Source organism: Pseudomonas serboccidentalis (assembly GCF_028830055.1).
Lineage (GTDB): Bacteria > Pseudomonadota > Gammaproteobacteria > Pseudomonadales > Pseudomonadaceae > Aquipseudomonas > Aquipseudomonas serboccidentalis.
Map to the genome: position 1 here is coordinate 283,811 of NZ_CP101655.1, position 14,441 is coordinate 298,251.

Genomic DNA, 14,441 nt, shown 5'->3' on the forward strand with positions numbered 1-14,441 from the left:
CTTGATGTGCGTCATGCAGATCAAAAGATCGCAGCCTTCGGCAGCTCCTACAGGGGTATAGCAAGGGGCATGCCGGGAAAATTGTTGGACAATGGATACGGCATAAAAAAGGCGAGCACCTGGCTCGCCTTGGTCATTTGTGGCCCGTTTCAGGGCAGAACCGAATAGATGATCGCCGACAGTGCAATCAGGCCGATCAGCACCACGAACACGTTGGACACCTGTCCCGAATACTGGCGCAAGGCCGGCACGCGGCGGATGGCGTACATCGGCATCAGGAACAACAGGCAGGCAATCACCGGGCCGCCGAGGGTTTCGATCATGCCCAGAATGCTCGGGTTGAATGTGGCGACGGCCCAGCAGCTGAGGATCATGAACAGCGCGGTCGCACGGTTCAGCCAGCTCGCCGACATCACCTTGCCACGGCCGCGCAGGCTCTTGACGATCATGCCCTGAAAGCCTTCGCTGGCGCCGATGTAGTGGCCGAGGAAGGATTTGGTGATCGCCACCAGCGCAATCAGTGGCGCGGCGTAGGCGATGACCGGGGTCTGGAAGTGGTTGGCGAGGTACGACAGGATCGAAATGTTCTGCGCCTTCGCTGCTGCCAGATCCGCCGGCGACAGCGCCAATACGCAACTGAAGCAGAAGAACATCACCGTCACCACCATCATGCCGTGGGCCATGGCGAGGATGCCGCTGCTCTTGCGTTCGGCCTGGGCGCCGTAGCGCTGTTTCTGGTCAACAGCGAAGGCGGAGATGATCGGCGAATGGTTGAACGAGAACACCATCACCGGGATCGCCAGCCACATCGTCTTGAGGAACGTCGACAGCGGCATCGCCTCTTGGGCGCTGGCGAAGAACGCACCGTTCCAGTTGGGGATCAGGCTCAGACCGAGCAGCAACAGGGCGGCGACGAACGGATAGACCAGCACGCTCATGGCTTTGACGATCACGTTTTGCCCGCAACGCACGATCGCCATCAGGCCGAGGATCAGCACCAGCGACAGAATCGCCCGGGGCGGCGGGGCGATGTGCAATTGGTGTTCGAGAAAACTGCTCAGGGTGTTGGTCAGTGCGACGCTGTACACCAGCAGGATCGGGAAGATCGCGAAGAAATACAGGAGAGTGATCAGCTTGCCGGCGCCGATGCCGAAGTGTTCTTCAACGACTTCAGTGATGTCGCCCGAACGCCCGGACAGCACGAAGCGGGTCAGGCCACGGTGGGCGAAGAAGGTCATCGGGAACGCCAGCAGCGCCAGAATCAACAGCGGCCAGAAACCACCGACACCGGCGTTGATCGGCAGGAACAAGGTGCCGGCACCAATGGCCGTGCCGTACAGGCCGAGCATCCAGGTGGTGTCGAATTTGCTCCAGCCCTTGTGGGCCGTTTCGGTGTTGCGTGTGAGATCTACAGCGGGATTTTCGGCAGCAGGTGTACGTACATCGGTCATCGTTTTTGCCTCGTTATTATTTTTGCTCGGGCTCACGGTTGGCAGACCGCTGATTGCGGCCTGCCGGGGCGGTCAGGGAATGCGCGTCAGCACTCCACCCAGCTCACGGCCAGGCCACCCCGTGAAGTCTCTTTGTATTTGTCGTGCATGTCGGCACCGGTATCGCGCATGGTGCGGATCACCCGGTCGAGGGAAATGAAGTGTTTGCCGTCGCCGCGCAGGGCCATTTGCGTGGCGTTGATCGCCTTCACCGCGGCGATGGCATTGCGCTCGATGCACGGCACTTGCACCAGACCGCCGACCGGGTCGCAGGTCAGGCCGAGGTTGTGTTCCAGGCCGATTTCGGCGGCGTTTTCCAGTTGCTCCGGGGTCGCGCCGAGCACTTCGGCCAGGCCCGCAGCGGCCATGGCGCAGGCCGAACCGACTTCGCCCTGGCAGCCGACTTCGGCCCCGGAGATCGAGGCATTTTTCTTACACAGAATGCCGACGGCGGCGGCGCCCATGAAGAAAGCGACCACGTCATCGTCGGACGCGTCCGGATTGAATTTCATGTAGTAATGCAGCACCGCTGGAATGATCCCGGCCGCGCCGTTGGTCGGCGCCGTCACCATGCGCCCGCCTGCAGCGTTCTCTTCGTTGACGGCGAGGGCGAACAGGTTGACCCATTCCATCGCCGACAGCGTTGAACTGATCACATTCGGCTTGCCGATTTCCAACAGGCTGCGGTGCAGTTTCGCGGCGCGGCGCGGCACATTCAGACCACCGGGCAGGATGCCTTCGTGGCGCAGACCCTGTTCGACGCACTCGCGCATCACTGACCAGATGTGCAACAGGCCGTTGCGGATGTCATCGTCACTGCGCCAGGCTCGTTCGTTGGCCATCATCAGCTCCGACACGCGCAGGTTGTGCTGCTTGCACAGGCTCAGCAGTTCGGCGGCGCTGGAAAACTCATACGGCAGCACCACATCACCGGCAGGCGCCACACCGGACTCGGCTTCCGCCGCTTCGATGATGAAACCGCCGCCAATCGAGTAGTACGTCTGCGTGAACAGCTCGGCGCTTTCGCCAAAGGCTGTCAGCGACATGGCGTTGGGGTGGTAGGGCAGGCTTTGGTCCAGCAGCAGGAGATCGTGCTGCCAGTTGAAGGCAATTTCTTTCTGACCGGCCAGGAGCAGCAGGCCGCTTTCGCGCAGTTGCTGGATGCGTGGGTCGATGGTCGCCGGATCGATACTGTCCGGCCATTCGCCCATCAGGCCCATGACCGTGGCGCGGTCGGTGGCGTGGCCGACGCCGGTGGCCGACAGCGAGCCGTACAAACGGATTTCCACCCGACGTACATCGTTCAGCAAGCGTTGGTCGATCAGCGCCTGGGCGAAGGTCGCGGCGGCACGCATCGGGCCAACGGTGTGGGAACTGGACGGACCGATGCCGACCTTGAATAAATCGAAAACACTGATAGCCATGCTAAAGCCTTACAAGCAATGGAGTAGGAATCGCTGCCATTTTTTGTAGGCCAAGCGCAATGTCGGCGATACTGCCCACCTCGGTACTACGTGACCAACGAAACTTCCTAAGAAAGCCTTTAGCAGGACTAAACGATGAGTCGTCAATTGCATGCCCAGACCTACGTCTGGCTGCAGGTGTTTTCCTGTGCCGCGCGGCACCTGTCGTTCACCCGCTGTGCAGAAGAACTGCACATCACCCCGGGGGCGGTCAGCCAGCAGATTCGTCAGTTGGAAGAGCGCCTGGGTTTTCGCCTGTTTCATCGTCGGGCGCGGGGTGTGGAGCTGAGTGCGGAAGGGCAGCGGCTGGCGATCACGGTCAATGAGGCCTACGGCAGCATCGATGCCGAATTGCGCCGACTGGATGCCGGAATGATCAGCGGGATTCTGCGGGTGCGTTCGATTCCGTCATTTCTGAGCAAATGGCTGACCCCGCGCCTGCCGCGCTTGCAACAGCGCTATCCCGACATCCAATTGCGCCTGGTGGCCGAGGACAGCAGCGTACCGTTGTACGAGGGCGACTTTGATCTGGCGATTGACCTGAACGACGGCAGCTACCCGGGACTGTTATCCACAGCCTTGCTCGATGAGCAGATTTTTCCGGTGTGTGCGCCGAGCCTGCTGCGTGGACGCCCGCCGCTGCACGGGCCGGCGGATCTGGTGCATTTCCCGCTGCTGCACGACATCACGGCCTGGCGCGGCAGTTACGAATATGCGGAATGGGAGTTTTATCTCAATGCGATCGGCTTCGAAGGCGCCGACGTACGGCGTGGACACACCTTCAATCGCAATCACCTGACCATCGAAGCGGCGATCGCCGGCATGGGCGTGGCAATTGCCCGGCGGACGTTACTCAACGATGAGCTGGAGCGCGGCACGTTGATCGTGCCGTTCGGGCTGTCGGTGCCCAATCACAAACGTTACGTGTTGCTGTATGCGCCAGGGGCGCTGAGCCACCCGGGCGTGCGCGCCGTGCATGACTGGCTGGTGGAGGAGGCGGGGATTTTCCGCAGTTTGCACCCGTTGAACGACGGGCAATTGTGAGCAGATTTTGCAGGGTTGCGAGGCGACCCAACTCCCGACCTTACCAGTGACTTGCTCGGTTGTCCGGCTTTTTTTGCGAATGAATATTTATCTTTTTTCAGGGGTTGAAATGTTCGTCAGTCGGGCCGATTGTTGTAATCAAGGGGTCACGAAATCCTGTTCAAGGCCTCTTGCGAGCTAGCTGAAATAAGGGATGAACTATGCAAATCCAAGTCAACAGCGATAACCATATTCAAAGCAGTAAACGACTGGAGGAGTGGGTACGTACAACCATTGAGAGCACGCTCGACCGTTATGAAGAAGACCTGACCCGTGTCGAAGTCCATCTGAGCGACGAGAACGGTGACAAACCAGGTCCCCATGACTTGCGCTGCCAACTGGAAGCGCGGCCAAAAGGCCATCAACCGATTTCCGTCACCCATAAGGCCGATTCGCTGGAACAGGCGATCGATGGTGCAGCCGAAAAACTGGAACACGCGCTGGAGCACCTGTTTGGCAAACTGCGGGGCAAACCCCGCGCCGCCATCGTGCCATTCAGCAAGGCGAATGACGCACTGCTGGAAGAAGAGTTTCTGGAGAACGAACAGGCAGCGATCAACAGTTGATGCGCTGATTTTCCAAGCCACCCAATGAGAACGGGCCTGCGAATGCAGGCCCGTTTTTTTTTACTTTTGGTGACAGTGTGGCGAGGCAGCTTGCTCCCGCTGAGCTGCGAAGCGGCCCCAAAACCTGCAACGGCGTTAACAGCCAAGGATTTACGGCTGCGTCGCAGCCGAGCGGGAGCAAGCTCCCTCGCCACAGTGGGTGACGTATTTCTTAGAAAGCTACAGACGTTTGTACATACACCGTGCGCGGCTCACCCACGTACTTGCCCTTGTTGTTGTCATCGAACGAACGGGTGAAGTACTGGGTGTTGAAGATGTTCTTCACCCCCACCGCCACATTCAGATCCGACAATTGCGGCCCGAAGTCGTACCCCGCGCGGCTGCTGAACAGCATGTAGCCCGGGATCTTGCCGGTGCTGCCGTCGGCACTTTCTGTCGAGGTGTTGGCGTTGTCGGCGAACTGGTCGCTCTGCAAGCTGCTGTCGACGTTGAGCTTCCACGGCCCTTCGGTATAACCGACGCCAATCGTGCCTTTGTGTTTCGAGGAGAACGGCACGCGATTGCCCTTGTTCGGCCCGTCTTCACGAATGCTCGCGTCGACGTAGGCGTAAGTGGCGTACACATCGAAACCGGCCAGTGCCGGGCTCAAGTCGTCCAGCGCGTAATTGACGCTGGTCTCGATGCCTTGATGGCGGGTCTCGCCACGGGCAATCACCGAATCGTTGGTCTGGTTGCTTTCGTACTGGTTGTCGAAGTTGATCAGGAACGCGCCGATTTCCGCGCGCAGTGCGCCGTTGTCATAACGGGTGCCGAGTTCCCAGGTGCGGGCCTTCTCCGGTTTCACTTCGCCGCTGCTCACGCGATTGGGCATCTGACTGTATTGCACGCTGCCGAACGAGCCTTCGGTATTGGCGTACAGATTCCAGCTGTCGCTCAGGTGATACAGCACGTTCAATGCGGGCAGCGCAGTGTTGTAGTCGCCCTTGTATTTGACGTTGGTCAGATTGTTGGTCTGCTGCGACTCGATCATCTCGTAGCGCACGCCCGGGGTGATGGTCCATTTGCCGATGTCGATGCGGTCGTCGACGAAGAATGCGTTGGCCTCGGTGCCGCCCCGGGTATCGCGATCATTGCGGCTGTTGGTGGTCGGGTATTCGTTGCTGCTGATCGGCGTGCGATAGCGCAACTCGTGGCCGGCCTCGTTGATGTAGCGGTAGCCGACGCCGACTTCGTGGCTGCTCGGGCCGAGGTCGAAGCCCTGGGCGAAACGGGTTTCGAAACCGCGCACCCAATACTCGCGCGGCGACAGCGAGAGGAAGCTGCCCTGATCCAGATAACCGCTGCGCAGGGTCTTGGTGAAGAAGGTGTTGGCAGTGAATTCGCGGCGATCTTCCTGATAGCGATAGCCGAAGTTGAACATCGTCCGACGCCCCCAGAACTGGTCTTTCAGGCGCGTCGACTGGTACGGATCGGCGTCGTAATCGGCGACGTTGAGGCCGCCGGGCATGTCGGCCTTGCCTTCGTAATACTGGGCCATGGCATTGAAGCTGTTGGCCTCGTCGAGCTGGTATTTGCCCTTGAGGATCAGGTCGTCGATCTCGGTGTCGCTATGCTCACGCCAATCACCGCCACGGGTGCCGGAGTACAGCAGCGCGCCGCCGAGGCCATTTTCATTGGTGCCGCCGGCGAGCAGGTTGGCGCTGGTCTTGAAGCCGTCATGGCTCGACGACGGACTGGTTTCCGTCTGGAAACCACCCTTGACCGTCGGCTCATCCGGGATGGCGCGGGTCACGAAGTTGACCACGCCACCGACGTTCTGCGGGCCGTACCGCACCGCGCCGCCGCCACGCACCACGTCCACCGCGTCCATGTTGCCCATGCTGATCGGCGCAAACGACAACTGTGGCTGACCGTAAGGGGCGAATGGCACGGGAATGCCGTCCATCAGCACCGTGGAGCGCGCCGCCAGCCGTGGGTTGAGGCCACGGATGCCGAAGTTCAGCGCCATGTCGTGGCTGCCGGTGCCGTTGTTTTCCGGGGCGTTGACCCCGGGGATGCGGTTGAGCACGTCCCGCGCCTGAGTCGCGCCCTGGCGTTCGAAGTCTTCGCGACGAATCACGTCGCGGGCGCCCGGATGCTCGAACACGTTGACCTGCGCCGCATCGCCGAGCCAGTCGCCAACGACTTTCGAGGTGTCCAGCTCCAGCGCCGTGTCGGCCACAGGTTGCAGGCTGAAGGCATTGTTGCCCTCGGCACGGGCTTGCAGGCCGGTGCCTTCGAGCAGTGCGTCGAGACCTTGCGCGGCGGTGTAGCTGCCCTCCAGGCCTCGGCTTTGCACGCCGCGGGTGATCTGCGAGCCGAAGGAAATCAGCACGCCGGCCTCACGACCAAACTGATTAAGGGCGTTTTCCAGCGGCGCCGGGGCGATGTGGTAGGCCTTGGCTTCGGCGGCCAGGACGGGCAGGGCGCTGAAGCTCAGGCTGGCGCCGAGAACGAGATGGCGCAGGCTGCGGGCCAGGGGTGTGAGGCGGGTCGGGTGCATGAAGGGTGATCCTGAGAAGGTTGAATCAAGGGGGGCTTTCCTTCTCTGTCACGCCAGATCTGAAAAACGGCTCATTTATTTTTCGAGAGCAAAAGATCGCAGCCTCTTTCTAAACCCGTGCTTCGACGCTCACCCAATAGCGGGTAAAGCGCCGCACTTTCACCGGCAAACTGATTTGCAGCAGATCAAGAATCCGCTCGCTGTCGTCCAGTGGATAAGTCCCGGAGATCAGCAGGTCAGCCACTTTCGCGTCGCAATGCAGCTGCCCGCGACGATACCGACCGAGCTCATCGAGGAAGTCACCCAGGCGCATGTGCGCGGCGATCAGCATGCCCTCGGCCCAGGCGCCACTGTTGGCATCCAGCGGCCTGGCTTCGCTGATCGATGTCGAGCTGAAACTCAGTTGACGGGGGACGGGCAACAACATCGGTGCGCGCCCGTGGGCGTTCAGTTCGACCTGGCCTTCGAACACTGCCACCTGCGTACGATCGGCAAATTGCCGGACGTTGAGGCGTGCCGCCCGGGTTTTCAAAATGCCCTGTGCCGTGCGCACTTCGAACGCTTGCGTGGTGCTCAAGAGGATCTCGCCTTCCAGCAGACGGATCAGTCGTTGCGTGCTGTCCACGTCCGCCGCACTCGCGGTGTTGAGTTGCAACTGGCTGCTGGCGTCCAGCGCGACCTTGCGTCGTTCACCTACCGGGCTGCGGTAATCGGCGAGCAGCGACGGCAGCGGATTGTGCTCGCGCAGGCCCCAGGTGACGGCTGAACCGGCGCCAAGAATCAGCAGCAGTTTCAACGCCTGCCGACGGCTGGCGGATTTCGCTCCGTTCAACGCTGCGTGTGCCAGCGGCGAAGACACACCGCGCAAGCGCTGGTTGACCCGCTGAATGTGTTCCCACGCCCGACGATGCTCGCTGTGCGCATCCAGCCACTGCTGCCAGGCCTGTTGCTGGCGTGGGGAGAGCGTGCCCTGCTGCATTTCCATCAGCCAGTACACGGCCTGCTCGGCCACTGGCGCAGAGAAGTCCGGGACGCGGTTCATAGCGCGAAGTAGCAGCGCATCGCTGCCTTGTTCAAATGACGTTTCACCGTGGCCACCGAGATGTTCAATTCAGTGGCGATCTGCGGATAGGTCAGGCCATCGACCTGCGCCAGCAAAAAGGCGCGTTTGACCACATGCGGCAAGCCGTCGAGCAACTGGTCCAGCTCGATCAGGGTTTGCAGGATGATGGCTTTGTCTTCTTCCGAAGGCGCGAGCATTTCCGGCATTTGCGCCAGGGTTTCGAGGTAGGCGCGTTCCAGGTCCTGACGGCGGTAATGATTGAACAGCACGCGTTTGGCAAGGGTGGTGAGGAAGGCGCGCGGTTCGATGATCACCGCTGGTTCGCGGGCGCTCAGCACCCGGATGAAGGTGTCCTGGGCAAGATCCGCCGCGCTCTCCGGGCAGCCGAGTCTGCGCCGCAACCAGCCGGTGAGCCAACGGTGGTGGTCGTGGTAGAGCGATTCGACGGGATGGGCGGACGGCAACGGTATTACTCCAGGCGCATGCGGCATGCGTTAGAGAACAAGAACTGTTCGCATTGTAGGGGTGAGGAAGGTCGTCCGGCAATCAGATGCTTTTGCGTATGAGAATATTTATCATTAATATTGTTCGCCTGTGGGTTCGGCTTGTCGGTCGGACGTTTTTTCGTTTCAGGGTCGAAACATGAAAGGCAAACTCGCCTCACTTCCCATGTCCTATCGTCTGGCCGTCACTTCGCGGGTGCTGGCGGCGGTGTTTGGCGGCTATCTGGTCGCGGCGCTGGCCAGTGTCGCCCTGACGCTGTGGCTGCCGTTGAGCCGTGCCGAAGCGGTGGTGACCGGCATGACCATTTCCTTTCTGGTCTATCTGGTCGCGGTGCTCTGGTGTTTCGCCTGTCGCACCGCGTGGTCGGCGTGGGTTGGGTTGCTGGTACCGAGCGTGATCCTGGCGACGGCTTCCGGTGCCGCGCGTGGCCTGGGGTACGCATGAAAGAGGGTTTGCGCCAAAGCATGAGTGCAATGCTGAGATGCTGATCGGTCATCCTCCGGAATCCCGCGACGACGAGCCGCACGGGGCGCGTGCGCATTTTCTCCAGGTGTTCCTCTCGCAGCGTTCGCAGATGGAAGCGCTGGTGAACCGGCGCGTCGGTTGCCGGGCCACGGCGGCGGATCTGGTGCAGGATCTGTTCTTGCGCTTCTGGCGTCGGCCGCTGGTGCAGGTCGAAGAACTCAGCACGTACCTGTTGCGTTGCGCCGGCAACATCGCCATCGATCATTTGCGCAGCGAAGGCACGCGGGTGCGGGTCAACGAGGGCTGGCAACCGGACGAGCCGGACAGCCACGGCAGCGAACCGCAGGCCGCGCTCGAAGCGGGCAATGATTTGCGCCATGTCGAAGCGGCGTTGCGCGCCTTGCCCGAGCGCACCCGGCAGATCTTTTTGCTCAATCGCATCCACGGACGCAAATACGCGGACATCGCCAAGGCCATGGGCCTGTCCCAAAGCGCTGTGGAAAAACATATGATGCGCGCCCTCGAGGCCTGCAAGGCCAGCCTGCGCGAACCCGCGCCACGCCTGCCAGGGAAAGCACCGTGAAGCCCACCGACCGCGTCGCTCCGACGCCCGCTCAGGAACAGGCCGCGCTCGCCTGGCTGAGCCTGTTGCACGACCGCCCAAGCACGGGCGATCAACTGACGTTCAGCCAATGGCTGCGCGCCGATCCGGCCCACGCCGAGGCCTATGCCCAGGCGCAGGTGATGTGGGAATTGAGCGAAAGCCCGGCGCGCGCCCTGGCCGTTGAAGACGCGTTGGCGTTGCAGGGCTACCTCAATGCGATGGATCGTCCGCGTCGTTCAGCGCTGCTGCGCTGGTCGGGTGCGTTGGCGATGGCCGCGTGCCTGTTGCTGATGATCAGCCTCGGCACGGGTTGGCAGCCGCAGCGCTGGATCGACGATCTGGGCGCCGATTACGTTTCGGCACCGGGGGAAATCCGCACGGTGACCCTGGCCGATCAATCGCAAGTCACGCTGGACGCCGACAGCGCCATCGCCGTGGATTTCAGCCATGGCGAGCGGCATGTGCAGTTGCGTCGTGGCGCCGGTTTTTTCAGCGTGACGCATACCGGCGATCCCTTTGTGGTCGAGGCCGAGAAAGGCCTGGCGCGGGTGCTCGGCACACAGTTTGAAGTGCGTCTGCAACCGCAGGGCGCGCAGGTCACGGTGCTGTCCGGGCGCGTTGGCGTGACGGCGGATCGCAACGCGCAGCAACAGATTCTGACGGCTGGCCAGCAAGTGGCTTATGGGCAGGGCCGCGCCGAAAAGCTGCATGCAGTGGACAGCGAAGCGCAACTGGCCTGGCGTCAGGGCTGGCTGAGTTACTACAAATCGACGCTGGGCGATGTGGTGCAGGATTTGCGGCGCTATTACCCGGGGCGGATTGTGTTGCTCAATGATGAGCTGGCGGCGCGCAAGGTCAGCGGGAGTTTTCCGAGCAAGGATCCGCAGGCTGTGTTGAGTTCGCTGCAAGGGGTGATGGGGTTTGAGCAGCATCAGGTTCTCGGGCATCTGATTATTTTGCGCTGATCAACGTCAAGAGATCGCAGCCTTCGGCAGTTCCTACATGGGAATGCGATCCCCTGTAGGAGCGGCCGAAGGCTGCGATCATTTGCTTCTGAAAAACTTTTTCAAAATTGTGGTGAGGTAAACCCCAGCCCCATCCGTGTAGTGACTGAAACTGCGAGTCATTCGCATCCGTTGCGGTTCTACACAGGTCATTGAGCAATGAAGTCCAGGGCAAAATCGGGTTCGGTCAAACAATGGTTGGGCGTTTCGGCGTTGAGTTTTTCCGCATTGGCGCTGTTGCCGATGAGCGTGGCGCTCGCCGCTGAAACCGTCAGCAGCCCGGCGCAACAGCAGTTCAGTTTTTCCCTGAGTGCCAAACCGCTGCCGCAAGCCCTGAGCGACTTCAGCCGCGTCACCGGGCAAAGCGTGGTCTACACCGATGAAGCGCCGTACGGCCTCAACGCCCCGGCCGTCAGCGGTCAGATGAGTGCCGAACAAGCGCTGCAACGCCTGCTCAGCGGCTCCGGCATGACCTTCCGTCGCACCGACAGCCATACCCTGGCGCTGGAACCGCAACCCACCGATGGCGCGCTCAATCTCGGCGCCACCACCATCACCTCGACCCGCGACGAGTCGATGACGTATCAACCGCCGCAAACCAGTTCGGTCATGCGCTCTTCTGCGTCGCTGCAGGAAATCCCGCAGACCGTCAACGTGATCCCGGCCCAGGTGATCCGCGATCAGACCCCGCGCAATCTCGACGATGCGCTGGCCAACGTCAGCGGCATCACCCAGGGCAACACCTTGGGCAGCACTCAGGATTCGGTGATGACCCGCGGCTTCGGTGATAACCGCAACGGCTCGATCATGCGTGACGGCATGCCGATCGTGCAGGGCCGCGGCATGAATGCGACAGTCGATCGTGTCGAAGTGCTCAAGGGGCCGGCGTCGTTGTTGTACGGCATTCAGGACCCGGGCGGCGTGGTCAACCTGGTCAGCAAGAAACCGGAACTGACCCAGTACAACGCCCTGACCCTGCGCGGCTCGACCTACGGCGACGGCAAGAATGGCAGCGGCGGCGCCTTCGACAGCACCGGTGCGCTGGGTGAATCCGGGCTGGCCTATCGGCTGGTGCTCGATCACGAAGACGAAGATTACTGGCGCAACTACGGCACCCACCGCGAGACGCTGATCGCGCCGTCGCTGGCCTGGTTCGGCGAGCGCACCCAGCTGTCGTTCGGCTACGAGCACCGCGAGTTTCTCACGCCGTTCGACCGTGGCACGGTGATCGATCCACGCACCAACCACCCGCTGGATATCTCGCGCAACGAGCGTCTGGACGAGCCGTTCAACGACATGGAAGGCCGTTCCGACCTGTACCATTTCGAGGCCGACCACGAACTCAACGACAACTGGAAAGCCCACTTCGGCTACAGCTGGAACCGCGAAACCTACGACGCCAGCCAGGTCCGCGTGACCGCCATCGACACCAGGAAAGGCACGCTGACCCGCAGCATGGACGGCACGCAAGGGGCGATCAGCACTGACCGTTTCACTACCGCCAGCCTCGAAGGCAAGGTCAACCTGCTGGGCATGCAACATGACCTGGTGTTCGGCGTCGACGACGAGTACCGCAAGATCTACCGCGCCGACCTGATCCGCCAGAAAAGCCTGAGCACCTTCAGCTACGTCAATCCGGTGTATGGCCGCGAAGTCGAAGGCACCACGGTCAGCCCGGCCGACAGCGCGCAAACCGATCTGCTGCGCAGCGATTCGGTGTTCCTGCAGGACTCCATTCACCTCAACGACCAGTGGATTCTGGTCGCCGGCGGGCGCTTCCAGGAGTACGACCAGTACGCCGGCAAAGGCGTACCGTTCAAGGCCAACACCGACAGCAACGGGCAGAAGTTCGTGCCGCGTGCCGGCCTGGTGTATCGCTACACCGATGAGTTGTCGTTCTACGGCAGCTACACCGAATCGTTCAAACCCAACTCGACCATCGCCCCGCTCGGCGGCAGCAGCACCGTGCTCGACGGCAGTATCGCGCCGGAAGAAGCCAAGTCGTGGGAGCTGGGCGCGCGCCTGGATATGCCGGGGCGTCTCACCGGTAATATCGCGCTGTTCGACATCAAAAAACGCAACGTGCTGGTGGCCAACTCCGAAGGTCCGACCACGATCTACAGCGCCGCCGGCGAAGTGCGTTCCCGGGGTCTGGAACTGGACCTGACCGGTCAACTCAGTGATCGTTGGAGCCTGATCGGCGCCTATGCCTACACCGATGCCGAGGTCACCAAAGACCCGGAGTACCAAGGCAATCGCCTGCAAAACGTGGCGAAGAACAGCGGCTCATTGTCGGCGGTGTATGACTTCGGCAGCGTGATCGGTGGCGATCAATTGCGGGTCGGCGCCGGGGCGCGGTATGTCGGCGAGCGCGCGGGCAACGCGGTGAATGATTTCGACCTGCCGAGCTACACCGTGGCCGATGCGTTCGCCACTTACGACACCAAGCTTGAGGGGCAGAAGGTCAAGTTCCAGCTCAACGTGAAGAACCTGTTCGACCGCACGTATTACACCTCGGCGGCGAGCCGGTTCTTTGTGTCGATGGGTGATTCGCGGCAGATTTCGTTGTCGAGCACGTTGGAGTTCTGACCCGGAACCGTAAAAGATCGCAGCCTTCGGCAGCTCCTACAGAGGAACGCATTCCAACTGTTGGAGCTGCCGAAGGCTGCGATCTTTTGATCTGGCGCTAACGCAAAAACGCCTGTCGATATTCCCCCGGCGTCCCGCCCAGCACCTGCCGAAACCGGTTGGTGAAATGACTGGCACTGGCAAAGCCGCACGCCAGCGCAATCTCTCCCAGCGGCAACGCCGTCCCGCGCAACAACTCCCGCGCCCGGCTCAAGCGGCGCGCCAGCACGTACTGATGCGGCGGCAAGCCGAAACTGGCGCGGAACATCCGCGCAAAGTGGTATTCCGACAGCGCGCACAGCCCGGCCAGTTGCCCGAGGCTGATCGGTTCGGCCAGATGACTGTCAATGAACCCTACCAATTGCCGACGCTGGTGGGGCGCCAGCCCGCCCTTGAGGCGCAAACCCTGACGGGCACCGACCTGGCTGAGCAGGGTATGACTGAGCAATTCGTGTGCAAGGCTGCTGGTCAGCAAGCGCTCGGCCGGTTCGTCCCAGTTCAGCGTGAGCAACTGCCGAAAGCGCCGCGCCTGTTGCGGGTCTTCGAGAAAGGTCTGCTCGCGCAACTGCATTTCTCGCGGCTCGCGATCGAGCAAAGTGACGCACCCCAAGGCAAATTGCTCGGCGCTGAAATACAGATGCGCGAGGCGGATATCGCCATTGATCACCCAGCCCGATTGGTGGTCGGCCGGCAGGATGCACAACTTGTCCGGCCCACCCTTGTGGCCAGGCTGGTCACGGCGAAAGGTCCCGGTGCCGCCGGCGATGTAGCACGACAGGGTGTGATGGCTCGGCGCTTCGTATTCCTGGGCGTCGTGGTGGTTGGTCCACAGGGCCGCAGACAAGCCGTCACCGAGTTCGGCGCTGTGCACAAGGCGTGCGTTCGGCGAGCGGTTGAGGGCTTGAAAGACTTGCAGGGTATCGATAGCGGCCATGTTCGGTTCTCTCCAACGCCTTGCATCCTACTCCGTAGCCTGTGCGCTGCCAGCCTGCCGGGCGACAAAAGCGCAAGATTTTGCAAGCGCCCCGA

12 protein-coding genes are annotated in these 14,441 nt (G+C 61.6%); 6 read left to right on the top strand and 6 right to left on the bottom strand.

The window, feature by feature from the left end:
- Positions 1-149: 149 nt before the first annotated feature.
- On the bottom strand, positions 150-1,451 hold the full coding sequence (locus NN484_RS01205; protein ID WP_274658458.1) for an HAAAP family serine/threonine permease: 1,302 nt from the start codon (positions 1,449-1,451) through the stop codon (positions 150-152).
- A gap of 86 nt (positions 1,452-1,537) precedes the next feature.
- Positions 1,538-2,914, bottom strand: a complete 1,377-nt coding sequence (locus NN484_RS01210) for an L-serine ammonia-lyase (protein ID WP_215501789.1) — start codon at positions 2,912-2,914, stop codon at positions 1,538-1,540.
- 135 nt (positions 2,915-3,049) lie between these two features.
- Between NN484_RS01210 and NN484_RS01215 the strand changes: the two genes are divergently transcribed.
- Both NN484_RS01215 and NN484_RS01220 read left to right on the top strand, forming a co-directional pair.
- Complete coding sequence (locus tag NN484_RS01215) at positions 3,050-3,997, top strand: LysR substrate-binding domain-containing protein (RefSeq protein ID WP_215501788.1); 948 nt, start codon at positions 3,050-3,052, stop codon at positions 3,995-3,997.
- A 200-nt stretch (positions 3,998-4,197) separates the two neighbouring features.
- Positions 4,198-4,602, top strand: coding sequence for an HPF/RaiA family ribosome-associated protein (locus tag NN484_RS01220; RefSeq protein WP_007968091.1), 405 nt, complete (start codon positions 4,198-4,200; stop codon positions 4,600-4,602).
- A 211-nt stretch (positions 4,603-4,813) separates the two neighbouring features.
- Here the strand turns inward: NN484_RS01220 and fecA are convergent, their stop codons facing one another.
- The 3 genes from fecA to NN484_RS01235 all read right to left on the bottom strand — a co-directional run bounded on the left by fecA (position 4,814) and on the right by NN484_RS01235 (position 8,671).
- Positions 4,814-7,144 (bottom strand): TonB-dependent Fe(3+) dicitrate receptor FecA, encoded by a 2,331-nt coding sequence (gene fecA, locus NN484_RS01225; RefSeq protein WP_274658459.1) that lies wholly within the window; start codon positions 7,142-7,144, stop codon positions 4,814-4,816.
- Positions 7,145-7,253: 109 nt separating this feature from the next.
- Complete coding sequence (locus tag NN484_RS01230) at positions 7,254-8,186, bottom strand: DUF4880 domain-containing protein (RefSeq protein WP_274658460.1); 933 nt, start codon at positions 8,184-8,186, stop codon at positions 7,254-7,256.
- On the bottom strand, positions 8,183-8,671 hold the full coding sequence (locus NN484_RS01235; protein WP_274658461.1) for a sigma-70 family RNA polymerase sigma factor: 489 nt from the start codon (positions 8,669-8,671) through the stop codon (positions 8,183-8,185). The genes NN484_RS01230 and NN484_RS01235 overlap by 4 nt, the downstream gene beginning before the upstream one ends.
- Before the next feature lie 178 nt (positions 8,672-8,849).
- Between NN484_RS01235 and NN484_RS01240 the strand changes: the two genes are divergently transcribed.
- The 4 genes from NN484_RS01240 (at position 8,850) to NN484_RS01255 (ending at position 13,373) form a co-directional block, all read left to right on the top strand.
- A complete protein-coding gene (locus NN484_RS01240) occupies positions 8,850-9,155 on the top strand; it encodes a DUF3649 domain-containing protein (protein ID WP_127651097.1) in 306 nt (101 codons plus the stop codon).
- A 37-nt stretch (positions 9,156-9,192) separates the two neighbouring features.
- A complete protein-coding gene (locus tag NN484_RS01245) occupies positions 9,193-9,759 on the top strand; it encodes an RNA polymerase sigma factor (protein ID WP_029977467.1) in 567 nt (188 codons plus the stop codon).
- On the top strand, positions 9,756-10,745 hold the full coding sequence (locus NN484_RS01250; protein WP_274658462.1) for a FecR family protein: 990 nt from the start codon (positions 9,756-9,758) through the stop codon (positions 10,743-10,745). The genes NN484_RS01245 and NN484_RS01250 overlap by 4 nt, the downstream gene beginning before the upstream one ends.
- A 198-nt stretch (positions 10,746-10,943) precedes the next feature.
- Complete coding sequence (locus NN484_RS01255) at positions 10,944-13,373, top strand: TonB-dependent siderophore receptor (protein ID WP_274658463.1); 2,430 nt, start codon at positions 10,944-10,946, stop codon at positions 13,371-13,373.
- Between the two features lie 97 nt (positions 13,374-13,470).
- On the opposite strand, the gene NN484_RS01260 is transcribed toward NN484_RS01255, so the two are convergent.
- Positions 13,471-14,346: an AraC family transcriptional regulator gene (locus tag NN484_RS01260; protein WP_215501782.1), complete on the bottom strand. Its 876-nt coding sequence runs from the start codon at positions 14,344-14,346 to the stop codon at positions 13,471-13,473.
- Between the last annotated feature and the right edge of the window lie 95 nt (positions 14,347-14,441).